This is a genomic window from Streptomyces sp. NPDC031111, assembly GCF_055570675.1.
The window spans coordinates 645,805-665,710 of record NZ_JBVIGS010000002.1; the positions used below are offsets into that span (position 1 = coordinate 645,805).

At 71.4% G+C, this 19,906-nt stretch carries 16 protein-coding genes and 1 pseudogene; 9 read left to right on the top strand and 8 right to left on the bottom strand.

From position 1 onward, the window contains the following. The first annotated feature begins 24 nt into the window (after window positions 1-24). Window positions 25-1,659, top strand: a complete 1,635-nt coding sequence (locus tag ACZ470_RS06630; protein WP_468424979.1) for an N-acetylmuramoyl-L-alanine amidase — start codon at window positions 25-27, stop codon at window positions 1,657-1,659. A gap of 90 nt (window positions 1,660-1,749) precedes the next feature. Here the strand turns inward: ACZ470_RS06630 and ACZ470_RS06635 are convergent, their stop codons facing one another. Together ACZ470_RS06635 and ACZ470_RS06640 are read right to left on the bottom strand one after the other, a co-directional pair. Next, window positions 1,750-2,172 (bottom strand): SCO4983 family protein, encoded by a 423-nt coding sequence (locus ACZ470_RS06635; protein WP_468424981.1) that lies wholly within the window; start codon window positions 2,170-2,172, stop codon window positions 1,750-1,752. An 80-nt stretch (window positions 2,173-2,252) separates the two neighbouring features. Continuing rightward, window positions 2,253-3,464, bottom strand: coding sequence for a pyridoxal phosphate-dependent aminotransferase (locus ACZ470_RS06640; RefSeq protein WP_468424982.1), 1,212 nt, complete (start codon window positions 3,462-3,464; stop codon window positions 2,253-2,255). Between the two features lie 125 nt (window positions 3,465-3,589). Here ACZ470_RS06640 and ACZ470_RS06645 point away from each other — a divergent pair, with 125 nt between their 5' ends. Next, window positions 3,590-4,369, top strand: a complete 780-nt coding sequence (locus tag ACZ470_RS06645; RefSeq protein WP_468424984.1) for a hypothetical protein — start codon at window positions 3,590-3,592, stop codon at window positions 4,367-4,369. Between the two features lie 252 nt (window positions 4,370-4,621). Further along, complete coding sequence (locus ACZ470_RS06650; protein ID WP_468424985.1) at window positions 4,622-5,554, top strand: S1 family peptidase; 933 nt, start codon at window positions 4,622-4,624, stop codon at window positions 5,552-5,554. Window positions 5,555-5,630: 76 nt separating this feature from the next. Here ACZ470_RS06650 and ACZ470_RS06655 read toward each other — a convergent pair. Then, window positions 5,631-7,214 (bottom strand): annotated as a pseudogene (locus ACZ470_RS06655) (N-acyl-D-amino-acid deacylase family protein); the annotation flags it as partial. 9 nt (window positions 7,215-7,223) lie between these two features. Further along, window positions 7,224-8,489: an amino acid deaminase gene (locus ACZ470_RS06660; RefSeq protein ID WP_468424987.1), complete on the bottom strand. Its 1,266-nt coding sequence runs from the start codon at window positions 8,487-8,489 to the stop codon at window positions 7,224-7,226. 198 nt (window positions 8,490-8,687) lie between these two features. On the opposite strand from ACZ470_RS06660, the gene ACZ470_RS06665 reads away from it, so the two are divergent. The 5 genes from ACZ470_RS06665 to ACZ470_RS06685 all read left to right on the top strand — a co-directional run bounded on the left by ACZ470_RS06665 (window position 8,688) and on the right by ACZ470_RS06685 (window position 13,255). Continuing rightward, on the top strand, window positions 8,688-9,812 hold the full coding sequence (locus tag ACZ470_RS06665) for a sugar kinase (protein WP_468425207.1): 1,125 nt from the start codon (window positions 8,688-8,690) through the stop codon (window positions 9,810-9,812). Beyond that, window positions 9,809-10,573, top strand: coding sequence for an IclR family transcriptional regulator (locus tag ACZ470_RS06670; RefSeq protein WP_468424988.1), 765 nt, complete (start codon window positions 9,809-9,811; stop codon window positions 10,571-10,573). Before ACZ470_RS06665 ends, ACZ470_RS06670 begins: the two co-directional genes overlap by 4 nt. Continuing rightward, window positions 10,570-10,980: a RidA family protein gene (locus ACZ470_RS06675; RefSeq protein ID WP_468424990.1), complete on the top strand. Its 411-nt coding sequence runs from the start codon at window positions 10,570-10,572 to the stop codon at window positions 10,978-10,980. Before ACZ470_RS06670 ends, ACZ470_RS06675 begins: the two co-directional genes overlap by 4 nt. A 119-nt stretch (window positions 10,981-11,099) precedes the next feature. Next, window positions 11,100-12,587 carry a GntP family permease gene (locus ACZ470_RS06680; protein WP_468424991.1) on the top strand — a complete coding sequence of 496 codons (1,488 nt, stop codon included), beginning with the start codon at window positions 11,100-11,102 and terminating at the stop codon, window positions 12,585-12,587. A gap of 83 nt (window positions 12,588-12,670) precedes the next feature. Then, window positions 12,671-13,255 carry a hypothetical protein gene (locus ACZ470_RS06685; protein ID WP_468424993.1) on the top strand — a complete coding sequence of 195 codons (585 nt, stop codon included), beginning with the start codon at window positions 12,671-12,673 and terminating at the stop codon, window positions 13,253-13,255. Between the two features lie 6 nt (window positions 13,256-13,261). On the opposite strand, the gene ACZ470_RS06690 is transcribed toward ACZ470_RS06685, so the two are convergent. Beyond that, a complete protein-coding gene (locus ACZ470_RS06690; RefSeq protein ID WP_468424995.1) occupies window positions 13,262-14,602 on the bottom strand; it encodes a M14 family metallopeptidase in 1,341 nt (446 codons plus the stop codon). 182 nt (window positions 14,603-14,784) lie between these two features. On the opposite strand from ACZ470_RS06690, the gene ACZ470_RS06695 reads away from it, so the two are divergent. Further along, window positions 14,785-16,107 (top strand): Nramp family divalent metal transporter, encoded by a 1,323-nt coding sequence (locus ACZ470_RS06695; protein ID WP_468424996.1) that lies wholly within the window; start codon window positions 14,785-14,787, stop codon window positions 16,105-16,107. 28 nt (window positions 16,108-16,135) lie between these two features. Here the strand turns inward: ACZ470_RS06695 and ACZ470_RS06700 are convergent, their stop codons facing one another. From ACZ470_RS06700 to ACZ470_RS06710, 3 genes are all read right to left on the bottom strand, one after another. After that, entirely contained in the window at window positions 16,136-17,395 is a 1,260-nt protein-coding gene (locus ACZ470_RS06700) for a hypothetical protein (protein ID WP_468424998.1), read from the bottom strand. A 64-nt stretch (window positions 17,396-17,459) separates the two neighbouring features. After that, on the bottom strand, window positions 17,460-17,969 hold the full coding sequence (locus ACZ470_RS06705; protein WP_468424999.1) for a SigE family RNA polymerase sigma factor: 510 nt from the start codon (window positions 17,967-17,969) through the stop codon (window positions 17,460-17,462). Between the two features lie 172 nt (window positions 17,970-18,141). Next, on the bottom strand, window positions 18,142-19,851 hold the full coding sequence (locus tag ACZ470_RS06710; RefSeq protein WP_468425001.1) for a chitinase: 1,710 nt from the start codon (window positions 19,849-19,851) through the stop codon (window positions 18,142-18,144). Between the last annotated feature and the right edge of the window lie 55 nt (window positions 19,852-19,906).

The window sequence follows — 19,906 nt, forward strand, 5'->3', positions numbered from 1 at the left end:
GTACGGAATTCACGAGGGGTGGGCATGAGTCCGAGGGGAACCCGCGCACGGCGTGCGCGCATACCGAGGCGCACGATCTGGCTGGCGGCCGGCGTCGTGGTGCTGGCCGGTACCGGTGTGACGGCGGTGTCCGTCACCGGAGGCTCCGGAGGCACCGGCGCCGACGACAACTCCCGGCCCGCGCGGGCGCACACGCTCGCGCTGGACGGCAAGGACCCGAAGAAGCGCGAGCTGCCGCGCACGGACACGCAACTGTTCTCCCTCGTCGGCGTCTCCTGGGAGGACAGCGCCGACGACTTCGAGGGCACCGCGCAGATCCGCACCCGCGGCGCGGAGAGCGGCACCTGGACCGACTGGCGCGACCTGGACTTCGACGTCCGGGCACCGGAGACGCAGGAGGGTGACGCGTCAGGAGTCCGCGGTGCCTCGGAGCCGCTGTGGGTGGGGCCGTCGGACGCGGTCGAGGCCCGGGTGGTGGCGGGCGGCAAGGAGACCGCCGTACCGGACGCGCTGCGGCTCGACATGATCGACCCGGGCGACAAGGCCGGCAAGGGGCAGGGCAAGGACAGCGGGAAGGGCGGCAACGGCAAGGGGAACGGTGGCGGCAAGCCCTCCGCCGAGCCCGGCAGCGGCGAGAGCGCCACCGCCACCCCCACCGCCAGTGCCCCGCCCTCCGGCGGGGACGCCGGGCCGACCACCGCGCCGGAGCAGTCGGCCGAGCCGTCGGCGGAGCCCACGGACGCCCCGGCCCCCGAGCAGCCGGCCGTCTCCGACGAGCCGACCTCTTCCGAGGAGCCGACGACGGAGCCCAGTGCCCCGGCCCCGAGCGAGGAGCCGGCCACCGAGCCCGCCGGCCCGAGCGAGGAGCCGACGACACCGGCGCCCTCGGACGAGCCGGCACAGGAGCCGACGGAAGACCCCGCCACCCCCGCGCCCAGCGAGGAGCCCGGCGAGGAGCCGCCCTCGGAGCCCACCGAGCCCCCGGTCACCGACCCCACCACGGAGCCGAGCACCCAGCCGGAGCCGACCGGGTCCACGTCACCGGCCGCCCCCGCCGCCCCCGCGATCGTCAGCCGTGCCGGCTGGGGCGCGGACGAGTCGCTCGTCGTCGACCCGCCGTCCTACCTGGACACGGTGGACGCGATGTTCGTCCACCACACGGCCGGCACGAACGACTACGACTGCGCCGAGTCGCCGGCCATCATCCGGGCCATCCTCACGTACCACGTGGAGACCAACGGCTGGAACGACATCGGCTACAACTTCTTCGTCGACAAGTGCGGCACCGTCTTCGAGGGCCGGGCGGGCGGCGTCGACAAGCCGGTGCGCGGCGCCCACACCTACGGCTTCAACGGCTACTCGGCCGGTGTGTCGCTCCTCGGCGACTACGAGAACGGCGGCACCCCGACCACCGCCGCCAAGCAGGCGATCGCCGACCTCTCGGCGTGGAAGCTCGGCCTGCACGGCGTCGACCCGGAGGCCAAGGTGACGCTGACCGCCGCCGGTGACACCGGTGTGTACGACAGTGGCGAGCAGGCCACGCTCAACACGATCTCCGGCCACCGCGACGGCTACGCCACGCTGTGCCCGGGCGCCACGCTCTACTCGGCGCTGCCGGAGATCCGCCGTACGGCGGGCGCGTCGGCGTACACGAGCTGATCAGGGAGTGTGTCTGATGGCGCCCGGTCCGCGCGTCGCTGCGGGTGCGCGCGGACCGGGGCCGTTCGGGGGGAGCCCGGAAGGGCGGGCTCAGTGGGACGCGAGTTCGCGCGGCTCGAGCGCCGCGGTGTGCGCGTCCATCCGCTCCGCGGCGAGGATCGCCGCCGCCGTGTCGGCGCGCGACGCGGCGACCACCAGGGCGCGCCCGGCCAGCGCGTGCGCCCGGCGGTGCAGGGCCGTCGCCTTCTGCTCGCGGCCCGTCGAGGTCGTCGACGCGCGGGCCGGCGTACGTCCTCCCCGTAGGCGGGCGACCTGCCCGGCGAGCCGCTCGGCCGCGGTGTCCAGATCGGCCGAGGGTGCCGCCGTGCGCAGTTCGTCGGTGACGGCGAGCAGCGCGGCGAGATGGCCCGCGAGCTGGATGTCCAGCTCTTCCTCACGGGAACGGTGGGGGAAGTCGTGGGGGGTGCCGGCCATCGTGCTGTGGACCGACTTGTCACGTATCGGCTCGTACATGGATGGCCTCCTGGGTGCTGACAGGAAACCATCCTAGCTTAGATTTCGTCTAAAGTTGAGCCGGTCGTAAAAACGGGCTCTCAGGGCTGGCCGTAGCCGTCCAGGAAGCGGGCGATCCGCCCGACCGCGTCCCGCAGATCGGTGACCGACGGCAGGGTGACGACCCGGAAGTGGTCCGGCTCCGGCCAGTTGAAGCCGGTGCCCTGGACGACCATGATCTTCTCGCGGCGCAGCAGGTCGAGGACCATTCGCCGGTCGTCCTTGATCTTGAAGACATCGGGGTCCAGGCGCGGGAAGAGGTACAGCGCGCCCTTCGGCTTCACGCAGGTCACGCCCGGGATCTGGGTCAGCAGCTCGTACGCCACGTCCCGCTGCTCGCGCAGCCGTCCGCCGGGCAGGACCAGGTCGTTGATCGTCTGGCGTCCGCTGAGCGCCGCGACCACACCGTGCTGGCCCGGCATGTTCGCGCACAGGCGCATGTTCGCCAGGATCGTCAGGCCCTCGATGTAGGAGTCGGCGTGGGCGCGCGGACCCGAGATCGACATCCAGCCCACCCGGTAGCCGGCCACCCGGTACGCCTTCGACATGCCGTTGAAGGTGAGGGTGAGCAGGTCGGGGGCGACCGAGGCGGTGGGGATGTGCTGGGCGTCGTCGTAGAGGATCTTGTCGTAGATCTCGTCGGAGCAGACCAGCAGGTTGTGGCGGCGGGCGATGTCGGTCAGGCCCTTGATGACCGCCTCGTCGTAGACGGCGCCGGTCGGGTTGTTCGGGTTGATGATGACGATCGCCTTGGTGCGGTCGGTGACCTTGCGCTCCACGTCGGCGAGGTCCGGCATCCAGTCGGACTGCTCGTCGCAGCGGTAGTGCACCGCCGTACCGCCCGAGAGCGAGACGGCCGCCGTCCACAGCGGGTAGTCGGGCGCCGGGACGAGCACCTCGTCGCCGTCGTCCAGCAGGCCCTGCATCGCCATCACGATCAGCTCGGAGACGCCGTTGCCGATGAAGACGTGCTCGACGTCGGTCTCGATGCCGAGCGTCTGGTTGTGCATGACGACCGCCCGGCGCGCGGCCAGCAGGCCCTTGGCGTCGCCGTAGCCGTGCGCCGACGACACGTTGCGGAGGATGTCCTCCAGGATCTCGGGCGGGCACTCGAAGCCGAACGCCGCCGGATTGCCGGTGTTCAGCTTGAGGATGCGGTGACCGGCAGCTTCCAGCCGCATCGCCTCCTCGAGCACCGGGCCCCGGATCTCGTAACAGACGTTGGCGAGCTTGGTCGACTGGATCACCTGCATGCTGGGAGCTTACGGCCCGGTATGGCCCTTCGGACCGTGTTTTCCGCCACGTGAGACGCGGCGGTTCGGGTGGTTATGTCCGTCGACTGTTCCGGCAACCCCTTACGTCTCTACAATGCGCCGCCATGTCCAGCCCTCCTCCGTACGCCGATGGGGGGTACGACGATCGGAACCCCCAGGGTCCTCCGAACGTGTACCTCCCGCAGACCGCCCCGGCCCCGGCGTACGACGCCTACATCGACCCCGCGGCCGCCCACGGCTGGCAGAACGCGTACGACGAGACACGCGAACTGCCGCCCGTGGCGGGCGCCGAACCGGGTCCGCCGGAAGGGGCCGCGCCCCCTGCCGGGGACGGTGGGACGGGCGTGGCGCGCGACACCGGAGCGGGTCCGTCGGGTGAGGACGGTGCGGGGAGCGCCCCCGGGCGGTCCCGCGACGGCGGTCCGCGTCACGGATCGGGCCGGGGTGGCCGGCGCAAGGCCGCCGCGCCCCGGCGCTCGCGTGGCGTCGTGATGGCCGTGGGCGCGGTGGGCGCGGTGTCGGCGGCGGCGCTGATCGCCGGGTTCGCCTTCTCGGGTTCGCCGTCCGGTGGCGCGGAGGGCGGGGACGACCGCACGGGCCGGACGGCGGGGGAGTCCGGGGCGGCGTCCTCGGATCCGGACGCGTCCGCTCCTGCCGAGGGGTCGGCCGGCACCGGTGGCTCCTCCGCCGGTCAGGGCTCCCCGAGCGCGAGCGCTTCCGGCGAGGACCGCGCGGCCGACGGGTCGTCGGCCGGTGCCTCCACCACCCCCACACCGACCCTCCCCACGGCGACCCCCACCGCCTCCACGGGCTCGGGTGAGGCTGGTCCGGGCAACGCCGGTGAAGGGCGGGGTCGGGGCCAAGGGCCGAAGAAGACCAGGTAGGAGCGGGGTTCGGGCGGGTGCCCGGACGCGGGCGGGTGGACCGGTGCCCGGTGGACCGGTCGGCCCGCCGCTCGCGCATGCCCGGCTCCGTCGGCGCGGGCCCGGACCACGGCGTCCGTTCCGCCCCGGCGAAGTTACCGGCTGGAAACAAGTCCTTGCCCCCTCGTCATTCGCATGCTGACAATGCGCATGACAACCCTGTGGGCGGCCGGAGGTTTCTCCGGTCGCCCCACGTCGCAAGAGGGGACCCCCATGAGAAAACCTCTCCTCGTCGCGCTCTGTGCCCTGGCCTTCGCCGGGGTGGGCGCGACTCCCGCGGTCGCCTCCGCGCCTTCCCCCACGGGCGCGGACACGACCTCGGGCGCGGTCCCGACCACGTTGACGGATGTCGTCGACGACACGGTCGGGACCGTGACGGACGCGCTGTCCGGGCTCACCGCGCCGAAGGCCGGCGCGGTGAACTTCGCGGGCACCGTCGCGCTCAGCAACTGCTCCGGTTCCGTCGTCCGCATGCCCGACTCGGCGGCCGACGACCCGGCGCTCGTGCTCACCAACGGCCACTGTCTGGAGAGCGGCTTCCCTGCGCCCGGCCAGGTCCTCGTCGACCGGGCGTCCAGCCGCACCTTCGGGCTGCTGAACTCGTCCGGCTCCAAGGTCGCCACCCTGCGCGCCGACCGGCTCGTGTACGCGACCATGACCGACACGGACGCCGCGATCTACCGGCTCGGCACGACGTACGCGCAGATCAAGAGCGCGTACGGCATCGACGCGCTGACCCTGAGCGACACCCGCCCGGCGGCCGGTACGGCCATCAGCGTGGTGTCCGGTTACTGGAAGCGGATCTACAACTGCTCCGTCGACGGGTTCGCGTACCGCATGAAGGAGGGCGACTGGACCTGGAAGGACTCGGTCCGTTACACCTCCGCCTGCAACACGATAGGCGGCACCTCCGGTTCACCGGTCGTCGACGACGCCACCGGAAAGGTGGTCGCCGTCAACAACACCGGCAACGTGGACGGGGAGCGCTGCACGGTCAACAACCCGTGCGAGGTCGACGAGAACGGGCAGGTCACGGTCCGCCAGGGCATCAACTACGCCCAGCAGACGTACCTGTTCACCGCCTGCTTCGGCGTGGACAACAAGCTCGACCTGAGCGCCAGCGGCTGCGCCGTTCCCAAGCCGTAGCCCGGTCGGGGGGGGGGGGGGGGGGGGGGGGGGGGGGGGGAGGAAACCCCCCCCCCCCCCCCCCCCCCCCCCCCCCCCCCGCCAGGACGTCCGTGCGCCGCCCGTCCTCGATCACGAACCGCCCGTCGACCAGCACGTGCGGGATGCCGGCCGGAAGCGTCCGGGGCTCCTCGAAGGTCGATCCCGCGGCCACCGTCCGCGGGTCGAAGAGCACCAGATCCGCCTTGTAGCCCTCGCGGACCAGCCCCCGGTCCGGCAGCCGCAGCCGCGCGGCCGGGCGCGAGGTCAGATGCGCGACGCACTCCTCCAGCGACAGCACCCCCAACTCGCGCACATAGTGCCCGAGGTAGTGCGGGAACGTGCCGTACGCGCGCGGATGCGGCTTCGCGCCCTGAAGGATGCCGTCCGAGCCGCCGGTGTGCACCCGGTGCCGCATGATCGCCCGCACGTTCTCCTCGTGGCCGACGTGCTGGAGGATCGTCGGGGCCAGCCTGTCCTTCAGCAGCAGTTCCCGCGCCACCACCCAGGGCGACTCACCGCGCACCCGGGCCGACTCCAGGACCGTACGGCCCACGTACTCGCCCAGCGCCGGGTCGCCGACGCCCGAGATCTCGATGGTCTCCCACTCCACGGGCACACCGTGGCAGCCGTCCGAGCCCGTGACCTCCAGATGGTGCCGGATCCGCTCGGCCGTCCCCTCGTCGGCGAGCCGCCGCAGGATCTCCTCCGGCCCGCCCTCGCTCGCCCAGCTCGGCAGCAGCGCCACGAGCGTGGTGCAGCCTGGGGTGTAGGGGTAGGTGTCGAGGGTGATGTCGGCGCCGGCGTCCAGCGCGTCGTCGAGCAGCGCCAGCAGTTCGGGCGCGCGGCCCTTGTTCACCCCGAAGTTCATCGTGGCGTGCGCCAGGTGCAGCGGGCAGTCCGCCTCCCGGGTCAGCGCCACCATCTCCTCGTACGCCTCCAGCGCTCCCGCGCCGTAGGAGCGGTGGTGCGGGCAGTAGTAGCCCCCGTACGACGCCACCACCCGGCACAGCTCGGTCAGTTCGGCGTCCTTGGCGTACATGCCGGGCGTGTACGTCAGCCCCGACGACATGCCGACCGCGCCCTGCTCCATGCCCTCGGCGACCAACTGCCGCATCCGGTCCAGCTCTTCGGGCGTGGCGTCCCGGTCCTCCCAGCCGACGGCGAGCGCGCGCACCGTGCCCTGCGGGATCAGATAGGCGGCGTTGACCGCGATGCCCCGGTCCAGCCGGTCCAGGTACTCGCCCACCGACCGCCAGTCGAAGTCGATGTCGTCGCCGGAGCCGTTCCAGCCGGCGATCGCCCGGCGCACCTCGCCCAGCGTGCGGTCGTCGACCGGGGCGTACGACAGCCCGTCCTGGCCGAGGACTTCGAGGGTGACGCCCTGCGCGGCCTTGGCACTGTGGTCGGGGTCGCGCAGCAGCGCCAGATCGCTGTGGGCGTGCATGTCGATGAAGCCGGGGGCCAGGACCAGCCCCTCGGCGTCCAGTTCACGGCGGGCCTTCGGGCGCTGACAGCCCGCGTCCGCCGCCTCCTTCACGATCGAGACGATGCGGCCGCCGTCCACGACCACGTCCGCGCGGTACGAAGGGTCGCCGGAGCCGTCGACGACGTCCGCGTCCCGGATGACGAGCTCTTCCATCCCGGCCTCCTAGAAGAACGTACGGATGTAGTCGACCACCGTGCCGTCCGCCTCGGCCACGGGGATGAGCACCCATTTGTCGAACGACGTGCACGGGTGGGACAGCCCGAACCCCACCCAGTCGCCGACCTCCAGATCGGCCTCCTCGGTGGTGCGCAGCCAGGCGTGCTGGTCGGACAGGCCGGTCACCGAGATCCCGGTGGCCGGCCGCTCGCCGCCGTCCCGGCGCACCACCTGGGCGAACGGGAGGTCGAGGTCGTAGGCCGCGTCCCGCTTGCCCGCGTTGGTGAACGCCTGCCCGTCGGACGGGCGGGACACCACCTGCGTCCACAGCCGGAACGCCGGCTCCAACGCGCCCTCCTCCGGGACCCGGTTGAAGGGGGTCAGCTTGCGGTAGTGGCCGTCGTCGTGCGAGACGTACGCCCCCGAGCGCAGCAGCTTCAGTACGGGGGCCGAGAGCTCCGGGATCTCGGCGAACACGTCCGCCACCGCGTCGAACCAGGCGCTGCCGCCCGCGCTCACCACGATCTCGTCGAGCCCCGCGAACCGCCCCGCCTTGTCGAAGTCCACGGCGAGCGACACCAGCCGACGCAGCCAGGCGTGCACCCGGTCCGGGTCGGCCCGCGGCACCTCGCCCTCGTACCCGGCGACCCCGACCAGCCGCAGCCCGCGCGCGCGGGCCACCGCGTCGGCGACGGCAGCACACTCCGCCTCCGTCCGCACGCCGGTCCGGGCCCCCTCACCGGCGGCCAGCTCGACGACCACGTCCACGGGACGCGCGGCGCTGGAGAGGGCCGCGTCCATCAGCTCGACGCCGCGTACGGAGTCGACGTAGCAGAGGAACCGGAAGCCGGGGTCGGCGTCCAGCTCGCCTGAGATCCACTTCAGGGCCGCCGCGTCGACCAGCTCGTTGGCGAGGAAGACCCGCTGGATCCCGTACGCCCTCGCCACCCGCACCTGATGCGGAACGGCCAGGGTGATGCCCCACGCCCCGTGCTCGACCTGCCGCTGGAAGAGCTGCGGGGCCATGGACGTCTTGCCGTGCGGCGCGAAGGCGAGCCCGTGCCGCGCCGCGTACGTCTCCATCAGCCTCAGGTTGTGCTCCAGCCGCTCGGCGGAGAGCGCGAGCACGGGGGTGGTGAAACCGCCGGTGAAGAGATTGCGGCGCTGCGCGGCCAGCTCGCCGACGGTCAGCCCCTCGGCGTCCGGCGGGAGGCCCTTGAAACGGTGGTCGACACGTTCCTCGGTGAGGCGGGCAAGAGCGTCGAGGACCATCGGAACCTCCCTGATCAGCTGTGTTGCATGTCTTGCAACACTCATTGCGTATAACGCTTACCGCTGTCTAACATCTCGGCCACGCGTGGTCAACGGACACCGCGCCCCCTCCACCCGACGAGGAGCCCCGCCATCGTGACCGCCACCGGAACCGGTAACGCCCCCGACGTCGTGGACGTCGTCGCGCTCGGCGAGTCCATGGTGACGTTCCTGCCCTCCCGGCCGGGCCGCCTCGCCGACGTGCCGTCCTTCGACCGGGGCATCGGCGGCGCGGAGTCCAACGTGGCGTGCGTGCTCGCGGCGGCGGGCCACTCCACCCGGTGGGTCAGCCGGGTGGGCGCCGACGGCTTCGGCGACCACCTCGTCGAGGCGATCGGCGGCTACGGCGTCGACGTGTCGTACGTCCGCCGCGACGCGGCCCGCCCGACCGGCATCTACTTCCGCACGGCCGGCGACCGCTCCACCGACGCGCACGAGGTCGCGTACTACCGCGCGGGCTCGGCGGCCTCCGCGATGACGGTCGCCGACGTCGACCTGGACGCGGTGCGCGCCGCCCGCGTCCTTCACTTGTCCGGCATCACTGCGGCGCTCTCCCCCGACTGCCTCGACCTGCTCCGGACCCTGACGGCTCCGAGCCCCGACCGCCCCCTGATCTCCTTCGACGTCAACCACCGCCCGGGCCTGTGGCGCGACGGCCACGGCCCGGAGGTACTGCTGGAACTGGCGCGGCGGGCGGACATCGTCTTCGTCGGCGAGGACGAGGCGGAGGAGGCCTGGGGCATCAAGGGAGGCCCGTCCCAGATCCGAGAGGCGTTGCCCGAACCGGCAACCCTGGTGGTCAAGCAGGGCGCACGGGGAGCAGTCGCCTTCTGCGAACCCGCGGGCAGCCATGCCGCCCCACCCGCGGGCAGTCGTGCCGCTGGGGCGATGGGGGTCCCCCCGCTCGAGCGAAGCCGAGAGTGGGGGAGGGTGGGCGCGGACGGCACCCCGCAAGCGCCGGGCCGCGCGACCCACCCCCGCCCAGCCACACACGCCCCCGCCCTAAAAGTCGACGTAGTCGCACCAACCGGCGCCGGCGACGCCTTCGCCGCAGGCTTCCTCTCCGCCACCCTCCGAAACCTCCCGGTACGGGAAAGACTCCGCCACGGCCACCTCACCGCCGCAGCCACCCTCACCACCCCCGGCGACCTCGCCCCACCCCCCACCCGCGCCCACGCCGACCGCCTCGCCGCCCTCGACGACACCGCGTGGGGGAGACTGCGACTCGGCCCCGGCTGGACCCAAGCCGAGACAGCGGCCGACGAGGAGGTACGCACCCCATGAGCCAGACCGTAGACCGCGCCCTGAGCATCCTCCCGCTGCTCGCGGAGGGCCCCGCCGACCTGGGACAGGTCGCCGACCGCCTCGGCGTGCACAAGTCCACCGCCCTGCGCCTCCTCCGCACCCTCCACGAGCACGGCCTGGTCTACCGCCAGTCCGACCAGCGGTACCGCCTCGGCGCCCGCCTCTTCGCCCTCGCCCAGGAGGCGATGGAGAACCTCGACATCCGCGAGATCGCCCACACCCACCTCGTAGGCCTCAACGAGAAGTGCGGCCACACCGTCCACCTCGCCGTGTACGAGGAGAACGAGGTCCTCTACATCGACAAGGTGGAGAGCCGCTACCCGGTACGCATGTACTCGCGGATCGGCAAGCCCGTCGCCATCACCGTCGCGGCCGTGGCCAAGCTCCTCCTCGCCGACCTGCCCGAGCACGAGCGCCGCGCCCTCGCGGAGAAGCTCGACTACCCCATGTACACGTCCCGTTCGACACCCCACGCCACCGCGTTCCTCCAGGAACTGGCCAAGGTGCGCGAACAGGGCTGGGCCACCGACCTCGGCGGCCACGAGGAGTCCATCAACTGCGTCGCCGCACCGATCCGCGGCGCCGACGGCCGGGTGGTCGCCGCGATGTCGGTCTCCGCGCCGAACGTCGTCGTCACCGCCGACGAACTCCTCACCCTGCTCCCGCTGGTGCGCCGTACGGCGGACGCGATCAGCGGCGAGTACTCCGGCAGAACCCCAGTGAAGGACAGCTCCGCATGACCGAGAAGATCGCGCTCACTCCCACCACCCACACCACCCCGCCCGCGAAGTTCTCCCACGGCGTCCGCAAGGGCAACATCCTCCAGGTCGCCGGCCAGGTCGGTTTCCTGCCCGCCGAGGAGGGCAAGCCGCCCACGCCCGCCGGTCCAACCCTGCGCGAGCAGACCCTCCAGACCCTCGCCAACGTCAAGGCGATCCTCGAAGAGGGCGGCGCGGGCTGGGACGACGTGATGATGATCCGCGTCTACCTCACCGACGTGGACCACTTCGCGGAGATGAACGAGATCTACAACGCCTACTTCGAGGAGCAGGGCCTCACCCAGCCGCCCGCCGCCCGCACGACCGTCTACGTCGGTCTGCCCGCCGGACTCCTCATCGAGATCGACGCGCTCGCCGTCCTCGGCTGACCCGCGCCCTTCCCCCACCGCCGTACGCCGTCACGGCACGGTGTCCCGCACCCCCTGGGACGCCGTGCCGCGATCCCCCCTGCCCGAAAGCCCCATGCACTTAGCCAGAGGACCCCCGCATGTTCCAACCGTCCCTCCCGCTCGCCGCCTCCGCACCGGCGGAGACACCACCGCACACCGGAGGACTGCTCCTCCTCCTCGACGGCACCGCGGGTCTGCTGACCGTCGCCGCCATCGGCATCGCGCTCCTCCTCTTCCTGATCATCAAGGTCCGGCTCCAGCCCTTCGTCGCGCTGCTCGGCGTCTCCATAGCCGTCGGCCTGATGGCGGGTCTCTCGGTCACCGAACTCTTCGGCACGGTCCAGCGTTCGGACGCGGTGTCGACCATCGAGTCCGGGATGGGCGGCATCCTCGGCCATGTCGCGATCATCATCGGCCTGGGCACCATGCTGGGCGCGATCCTCGAGGTCAGCGGCGGCGCGGAGGTGCTGGCGGGCCGGCTGCTCGGCCTGTTCGGCGAGAAGCGGGCCCCGCTCGCCATGGGCCTCACCGGTCTGATCTTCGGTATCCCGGTCTTCTTCGACGTCGGCATCTTCGTCCTCGCGCCGATCGTCTACGCGGCCGCCAAGCGCTCCGGCAAGTCGATCCTGCTCTACTGCCTCCCGCTGCTCGCCGGCCTCTCGGTCACCCACGCCTTCCTGCCGCCGCACCCGGGCCCGGTGGCCGCCGCCGGACTGCTCCACGTCGACCTGGGCTGGGTCATCCTCATGGGCGTCGTCTGCGGTCTTCCGGCCGTCGTCGCCGCCTGGGTCTTCTCCGCCTGGATCGGCAAGCGGATCTTCGTCGCCGTACCGCAGGACATGGTCGAGGCGGCCGAGGAGGCCAAGCAGGCCGTCGTCGCCGAGCAGCGCGCCTCCGGGGTCGAGCCGCGCGAGGCGCCGGTGCCGCTCGGCACGGTCCTCGGCATCATCGGTACGCCGCTCCTGCTGATCCTCGCGGCGACCTTCTCCTCGATCGCGCTGGACCCCTCCACCCTCCGTTCGGTGATCGAGTTCTTCGGCCACCCGTTCGTGGCGCTCACCCTCGCCCTGTTCCTCGCCTACTACCTGCTGGGCATCCGGCGCGGCTGGTCCCGAAAGTCCCTGGAGACCGTCTCCACGTCCTCCCTGAAGCCGGTCGGCAACATCCTGCTGGTGGTGGGCGCGGGCGGGGTCTTCGGCGCCGTCCTCAAGGCCAGCGGTGTCGCCCAGGCGCTGTCCGACACGTTCAACGACGTCGGCCTGCCGGTGATCGTCCTCTCCTACCTGATCTCCGTGGTGCTGCGGGTCGCGCAGGGCTCGGCGACGGTGGCGATCGTGACGACGGCGGGCATCGTGGCCCCGCTGCTGGCCGAGGGGGACCACTCGCAGGCGTTCGTCGCGCTGGTCATCATGGCCATCTCGGCGGGTTCGATCTTCGCCTCGCACGTCAACGACGGCGGTTTCTGGATGGTCGCCAAGTACTTCGGCATCAGCGAGCGGGACACGCTGAAGACGTGGACGGTGCTGGAGAGCGTGCTGTCCGTGGCCGGATTCGTGGTCGCCGCCGCGCTCAGTCTCGTCGTGTGAGCCGTGGTGCCCGTGTAGGCGTCTGATAACGAAGTTGGGGCTGGCTGTGCCCGGCACAGGTTTGTCGACCATACTCCTGCGGTGTGGAGCAGCGCATAGGTTCGAGCAGCCAGCCCCTGGAAGGCGCCGGATTCGACCCGGCATTCATCCCCGGGCTCACCTCACCCGCGTCCGGCCGGGAGGAGGACGCGAAGGCGGAGCCGGAGGACACGGCCCCGGAGGAGGACGCCAGCACGCCGGAGCCGGAGCCGGAGTCCAAGCCGGACCCGGAGCCGGAGTCGACGCCGGAGGCCGAGGAGGAGTCCGCCCCCGAAGCGGAGGCGGCCCCCGACGGCCCGGTCTTCGAGGCGTCCGACCGCCGCGCCCGGGTGGTCGCCGACCACAGCGGTGTACGACTGCGCCTGGACGACCAGGAGTGCGAGTTCCGCTGGGACGAGATCGGCGCGGTGGAGACGGAGACCGCCCGCTTCGGCAAGCGGTACACGATCACCGTCCACACCCCCGACAGCCGCTGGTACCCCCTGGAGATCGAGGCCCCGTCCCGCAGCCGTTTCGCGGAATGGGACACCGCCCTGGACGCGGTCCTGGACACGTACTTCGAGGACGACGGCGACAAGTCCCCGGAGCCGGCCGAGGACACGGCCGACTCCGGGGAGGACACCGAGTAGCGCGCCCTAACGGCAGTACTGCGCCTCCTTGCCGATGGAGCGGTACATGCAGTCCGCGTTCTCCAGCAGTTGCAGGACGGCGTCCCGGTTACGGGACGTCTCCCGCTCGATGACCTCGTCGGGCGGGTAGAAGCCGCCTCCGGAGCTGGAACGCGGGTACATCTCGAAGGTGTAGCCGAAGATCTTGTGCGTGCCCCACAGGTAGTCGTCGATCGATCCGTCGGTGATGTACAGGTCGCTGGACTGCTGGGCCGTGTAGCCGTTGCTGGCCGCCATCTTCTGGCCGACCGTCCTGAACGCGGCCTGGTCGTCGGCTGTCATGCCGGTCGTGGTGTCGGAGTAGGTGTAGCCGAACGGCCACAGCACCAGCTCGCTGTAGGTGTGGAAGTCCACGCCGGCCTTGATCTGCTGCACCCCGCCGACGACCCGGCTGCGCACGAAGTTCGCCACGACCTTCACCTCGGTCGCGGACTCGGGGGCCGAGCCGCGGTACGTCTCGGAGGACGGGGAGCCCGAGGAGCCGCCGCAGCAGCCCCAGCGGTAGTTCCAGTTGCGGTTCAGGTCGGTCCCGACGTACGACGAACCGGAGTTCGGCTGGCGGTTCTTGCGCCAGGAGCGGTAGGAGCCGGAGGCGATGTCGTACTCGCCGCCGTCCGGGTTGAGGTCCGGGATGATCCAGATCTCCCGGCCGTTGACCATGTTGGTCACGCGGGAGTCGCTGCCGTAGCCGGCGCCCAGCTCGCGCAGCAGGTACAGCGCCATCTCCACCGTCAGGTGCTCACGGGCGTGCTGGTGGTGCGTGAACAGGACCTCGGGCTCGCTCTCGTCGGTCGCCACGTTGTCGCTGACCTTGATGGCGACGATGTCCCGGCCCTGGTGGGACTTGCCGATCACCCGCTTGCTCATGATGCTGGGGTACGCCGACAGCCGCTGGTCGATCTCCGCGTTCATCTCGGCGTAGTTGTGGTAGCGGGAGTCGGCCGAGGGGAAGTCGAACAGCCGGAGGTCGTCGGCGGCGGACGAGCGGTCGGGCGCGGAGCCCAACGGCGTGACCTCGTAACCCTGTTGCCGCAGGGTCCGGATCTGGTCCGCCCGTCCGGAGACCACGACCGTCTCCTCGTCGGCCTCGTCCACGGTGACGCCGGAGCGCTGGATCGCCGTGCGGGTCACGGGAGTCGTGTGCTGGTGGATCTCGTACTGGTGGATGTCCTCGGCCGAGGGCGCGGGGCGGTCGGCGCTGTCCGCGCCGGCCTGTGTCGCCGTCAGCGACAGCGGTGCCGCGAGGGCGAGGGCGAGGAGGGTGGCGAGAGCGGCGGACCGCCGTCTGCCACGGATGCGGAGTCGCATGAAGTCTCCTTGTGGGAGGTGGGGTTGTTCATGGCGACGTGCGTGGTGCGGTGCGGACATCCTCGATCAGTGACATGATCGCGTCAAGGCGGGTTCCGGTCGATCACTCGACCAGGTGCATCCCGTGAAGATCCCCGCACGCCCTCTTGTCCCGCCGGCGGCCATGGGCTTTCTTGACCCCCATGGCGGACACCACGGGCAACATCAGAGGCACCGGCGCACCACACGAGGGCGACTCGGCCCCCCGTAAGTCCAGTTGGCGCTACATCGGTCCCGGCATCGTCGTCGCCGCGACCGGCGTCGGCGCCGGCGACCTCGTGGCCACACTCATCGCGGGCAGCAACTTCGGCTACACCCTGCTGTGGGCCGCGATCATCGGCTGCCTGGTGAAGATCTCCCTCGCGGAGGCGTGCGGACGCTGGCACCTGTCCACCGGCCGCACGCTCTTCGACGGCTGGGCGAGCCTCGGCCCCTGGACGACGTGGTTCTTCGCGATCTACGCCGTCATCTGGGGCTTCGTCTACGGCGCGGCGGCGATGTCGTCGAGCGCGCTGCCGCTCCAGGCCCTCTTCCCGGACGTGATGGACCTCGAATGGTGGGGCATCGCCTGTGGGCTGGTGGGCCTGGTCTTCGTCTGGTTCAACAAGTACAACGTCTTCGAGAAGGTCATGACGGTCCTGGTGGGCGTCATGTTCGTCGTGACCGTCTACCTGGCGGTCCGCGTCACCCCCAACCTCGGTGACGCCTTCGCCGGGCTCCTCCCGGTCCTCCCGGACGAGAAGGACTCGGTCCTCAACACCCTCGGCCTGATCGGAGGCGTCGGCGGCACCATCACGCTGGCCGCCTACGGCTACTGGGTCAACGCCAAGGGCTGGACGAACACCGGCTGGATGAAGGTGATGCGCCTGGACAACCGGGTCGCCTACGCCACCACGGGCATCTTCGTCATCGCGATGCTCCTCGTCGGCGCCGAGCTGCTGCACTCGGCGAACATCGCGATCGCGAGCGGCGACAAGGGCCTGATCCAGCTCGGCGACATCCTGGAGGAGGAGTACGGCACGGCGACCGGCAAGCTCTTCCTGATCGGCTTCTTCGCCACCTCCTTCACCTCCCTGATCGGTGTCTGGCACGGCGTGAGTCTGATGTTCGCCGACTTCCTGGCCCGGCAGCGGGGCGAGCGCGAGGCCCGCGGCGACGAGCTGGCCTCCGGCCGCCGCGAGCGCTCCTGGGCGTTCCGCGCCTATCTGCTCTGGCTCACCTTCCCGCCCATCGTCCTGCTCTTCCAGGACGAGCCCTTCCGCCTGATCATCATCTACGGGGTGCTGGGCGCCGCCTTCATGCCCTTCCTGGCCCTCACCCTGATGTGGCTCCTCAACTCCTCCCGCACCCCGAGGGAATGGCGCAACGGCCCGCTCAGCAACTCCATGCTCGCCCTCGCCGGCCTGCTGTTCCTGATCCTGTGCGTCAAGCAGATCTGGGACCAGCCGTGGTCGGAGTTCTTCTGACCGCCGTCCGACCGGTCCGCACCACCCTTCAGCGCAGCCGCTCCCACTTCGGGCTGAGCGCGATCTCCTTCAGCTGCTCCATGGTCAGCGCCGGGGCGTCACGGGTGGCGTCCTGGTGCTGGGCGCCGGTGTTGAAGGCGCTGACCACGACCCGGAAGCCGTCGGGCCGCATGGTGTCGGCGGTCCACATGACGACGCCCTCCCCGCCCTTCTCGCCGGGCCCCTGCCGGGTGGTGACCAGGGTGCCGTCGGGGAGGGTGTCGGCGTCGCCGTAGAGCTGGTGGGCGACGTCGGACATGTCGGGCTGCACATTGATCTGAACCATGCTCCTGCCCTTGCCGTCGTCGACGACGAGGTAGGCGAACTCGCTGTCCTGGCCGCCCCGCTCGACCACGGTGAGCCCGTCGGGGAGCAGTCCGGCGAGCGTCTTGCCGATCGATGCCCCCGTGATCTGCGGCGGGGTGCTCGGCGCGGCGGTGGCCGACGGCTTCCCGGTCTCCGGCATGGCGTCCACGACCCGCCGCCAGACGTCGGCGGTGACGACCTCCTTCAGCTTCTCGGCGGAGAGGGGAGGCTCCGGGCGGGTCACCGCGGCGTCCTTCTCCGCCGGGGCGTTCCACTCGCTCAGCGACACGTGCTGCCCCTCGGCCGTGACGAGCGAGGCCGACCACCACTTGGTGTCCGCGCGCCGGTCGGGATACTCGTAGCCGCGGTACACCATGAGCAGGGAGCCGTCGGGCAGCCGGCTGGAGGTGCAGCCGTCGTACTCGACGAACGTCCTGTCCGGGCACCGGGTCAGCTCCCGGACCTCCGGGCTGCCGGGTTCCACGCGGTTGAAGCCGATGCCGATGGCCGCCGGGCCGTCGCCGTCGTCGTACACGAGGTGGGCGGACGGGGACATGCCCTCGTCCGTGCCCCGGGCCGCCTCCTGGCTGAACTCACCCGCGGGAAGGAGGTCCTTGAGCGTACGGAGGAGGTCGTCCCCGGAGAAGGAGCCGGCGGGGGCGGGGCTCGCGGACGCGGCCGGCGTCACGGGCCCGGAGGCGGCCGCCGGCTGATGCCCGGAGGGCTCACCGCCCGGCACGAGCAGGGCCGCGCCCACGCCGACCAGGGCGATCCCCGCGGCGCTCCCCAGCACGGCCGTCCGGCGGAGCAGCTGGGCCCGCCGGCCGCGGGCCGCACCGCCGGCGGTGAGGGCCGTCCGGTCCGTGTCGAAGCTGTCGCCGGTGTCGCGCAGGACGGCGGTGAGCCGGTCCTCGAAGGGGTCCTGGTACTGGTTCTCGGGCATGACGAAGCGTCCTTTCGGCAAGGCGTGGAAGGTGTGAGGCCGCAGGAGGGCGGGGCGGTCGGCGTCAGGGTCTGGCGTACTCGGAGAGGTCCTCGCCGAGCAGCTCGCGCAGCCGGCCGAGCGCACGCACACACCGCGTCCGCACGGCCGCCGAGCTGACGTTCAGCACGTCGGCGGTCTGCTCGATCGAGCGGTCCTCCCAGTACCGCAGGACGATGACGGCCCGGTCCTTGGCGGGCAGCCGGGCGAGCGCGTCCAGCAGGGTCAGCCGCAGCGGCGCGTCCCCGTCGCCGGAGCCGGGCAGATCGGGGAGGACGTCCGTCGGCCGCTCGTGGCTGCCGCGCCGCCGCTGGTGGGCGAGGAAGGTGCGGGTGAGGACCGTCTGCGCGTACCCGGCCGGGTTCCCGACCCGGGAGACGCGTCCCCAGCGGACGTACAGCCGCCCGAGGGTCTCCTGCACGAGATCCTCGGCCAGATGCGTGTTCCCGGCGGTGAGCAGACACGCGGACCGGTACAGATGGCCGGCCCGTGCCGCCGCGAACTCGGCGTACTCGTCCGCTCGTTCCTGTCTCATGTACCGCGTCCCCCCGTGTGTGCCCGCGCCGTGCCCGCCGCCCTCACCTCATTGATGCGATGGGGGCGGGGAAATGTTTCACCCGGACTTCCGGATCCGCTTCACGGCGCAACGACAGGCGCCCCCGCCCACGGAGTCGTGGGCGGGGGCGGGGCTGTTCCGGGGTTTGCGGTTACGGCAGTGCGTGGACGTGCGGGCCGACCGCGTTGGACCAGGCGTTGCCCGCCGTGGCGTCCCAGTTGGTGGACCAGGTCATCGCGCCCCGCAGGGTCGGGTACGTCCTGGACGGCTTGAAGGTGCCGCAGTTGGTGCCCTTGGTGAGGCAGTCCAGGGCGTTGTTGACGATCGTCGGGGAGACGTAGCCGCTGCCCGCGCCCCGCGTAGAGGCCGGCAGGCCCAGGCCGACCTGGGACGGGTCGAGGCCGCCCTCCAGCTGGATGCAGGCCAGCGCGGTCAGGAAGTCGACCGAGCCCTGGCTGTAGACCTTGCCGTCACAGCCGAGCATGGAACCGCTGTTGTAGTACTGCATGTTGACGACCGTGAGGATGTCCTTCACGTTCAGCGCGGTCTGGAAGTACGAGCCGGACGTCGACTGCATGTCGATGGTCTGCGGGGCCATGGTGAGGATCATCGACGGGCCCGCCTTCGCGGACAGGGACCGCAGCGCCTGCGTCATGTACGTGGCGTTGAGCCCGTTCTCCAGGTCGATGTCGACGCCGTCGAAGCCGTACTCCTGCATCAGCGCGTACACGGAGTTGGCGAAGTTCGTCGCGGAGGCCGAGTTGTTCACCGAGACGGTGCCCTTCTCGCCGCCGACCGAGATGATGACCTTCTTCCCGGCCGCCTGCTTGGCCCGGACGTCCGCCTTGAACTGGTCGACGGTGTAGCCGTTCAGGCCCGCCGAGTCCAGGTTGAAGGTGACCGCGCCGGGCGTGGCGGTGGCGTCCGCGAAGGCGACCGCGATGATGTCGTACTGGGCGGGCACGTCCGAGATCTTCTGGACCGCCGCGCCGTTGTTGAAGTTCTGCCAGTACCCGGTCACCGCGTGCTTGGGCAGGTCACCGCCGCTGCCCCCGTCGTTCTCCTTCGTGCGCGCGGACACCGCGGTGGACTTCGGCGACTCGCCCGCCGCGTTGGTGGCGGCGACCTGGAAGGAGTACGACGTCGCGGCGGCGAGCCCGGTCACGGTCGCCGACGTGCCCGACACGGCCGTCACCTTGGTGCCGTCGCGGTAGATCGTGTACCCGGTCGCCCCGGACACCGCGTTCCAGGCCAGCGACACCGACGACGACGTCGTACCGGAGACGGAGAGACCGCCCGGGGTGCCCGGGACCGTCGGCTCCGTGTCACCGCCGCCGCCCCCGTCGGGGCCGAAGACCGACAGGTCGTCGACGTAGTAGGCGGACTGGCCGTACCAGCCGTGGGTGTAGACCGTGACCGAGGTGGTGGAGGAGCCCGTGGAGAAGCTCGTCGACAGCTGCTTCCAGCTGCCGGAGTCCGGGGTCCAGGTGGACACGTCGGTCGTGCCGGTGCCGGTCACGCCCAGGTAGGCGTAGCCGCCCTGCACCCAGCCGCTCAGCTTGTAGGTCGAGTTGGGCTTCACCGCGACGGTCTGGGTGCAGCGGGCGTTGTCCTGCCCGGACGGCGTGGCCTTCAGCGCGGCCGTACCGGCGTGCACCGGGGAGGAGACGGTCGTGCCGCTGTTCGCCGAACAGGTCCAGTTGCTCAGGCCCGCCTCGAAACCGGCGTTCTTGGCGTTGTTGACGTCCGCCGCGGACGCCTGGCCCGCGCCGGCGAGGGGAAGGGCGAGGGCGAGGGCGGAGACGACGGCTCCGGCCCAGAGGCGTCTGCTGCGGCCGGGCGTTCCTGGTGCGCGGTTCACTGGGGCCTCCGGTGGGGGAGAAGGGGAGGAGGGAGGAGGGAGCGACGGTGGCCAC

Bases quoted from the DNA above. Each gene is read 5' to 3' on its own strand.
- ACZ470_RS06630 (WP_468424979.1), top strand. From the start codon at position 25: ATGAGTCCGAGGGGAACCCGCGCACGGCGTGCGCGCATACCGAGGCGC.
- ACZ470_RS06635 (WP_468424981.1), bottom strand. From the start codon at position 2,172: ATGTACGAGCCGATACGTGACAAGTCGGTCCACAGCACGATGGCCGGC.
- ACZ470_RS06640 (WP_468424982.1), bottom strand. From the start codon at position 3,464: ATGCAGGTGATCCAGTCGACCAAGCTCGCCAACGTCTGTTACGAGATC.
- ACZ470_RS06645 (WP_468424984.1), top strand. From the start codon at position 3,590: ATGTCCAGCCCTCCTCCGTACGCCGATGGGGGGTACGACGATCGGAAC.
- ACZ470_RS06650 (WP_468424985.1), top strand. From the start codon at position 4,622: ATGAGAAAACCTCTCCTCGTCGCGCTCTGTGCCCTGGCCTTCGCCGGG.
- ACZ470_RS06660 (WP_468424987.1), bottom strand. From the start codon at position 8,489: ATGGTCCTCGACGCTCTTGCCCGCCTCACCGAGGAACGTGTCGACCAC.
- ACZ470_RS06665 (WP_468425207.1), top strand. From the start codon at position 8,688: ATGGTGACGTTCCTGCCCTCCCGGCCGGGCCGCCTCGCCGACGTGCCG.
- ACZ470_RS06670 (WP_468424988.1), top strand. From the start codon at position 9,809: ATGAGCCAGACCGTAGACCGCGCCCTGAGCATCCTCCCGCTGCTCGCG.
- ACZ470_RS06675 (WP_468424990.1), top strand. From the start codon at position 10,570: ATGACCGAGAAGATCGCGCTCACTCCCACCACCCACACCACCCCGCCC.
- ACZ470_RS06680 (WP_468424991.1), top strand. From the start codon at position 11,100: ATGTTCCAACCGTCCCTCCCGCTCGCCGCCTCCGCACCGGCGGAGACA.
- ACZ470_RS06690 (WP_468424995.1), bottom strand. From the start codon at position 14,602: ATGCGACTCCGCATCCGTGGCAGACGGCGGTCCGCCGCTCTCGCCACC.
- ACZ470_RS06695 (WP_468424996.1), top strand. From the start codon at position 14,785: ATGGCGGACACCACGGGCAACATCAGAGGCACCGGCGCACCACACGAG.
- ACZ470_RS06700 (WP_468424998.1), bottom strand. From the start codon at position 17,395: ATGCCCGAGAACCAGTACCAGGACCCCTTCGAGGACCGGCTCACCGCC.
- ACZ470_RS06705 (WP_468424999.1), bottom strand. From the start codon at position 17,969: ATGAGACAGGAACGAGCGGACGAGTACGCCGAGTTCGCGGCGGCACGG.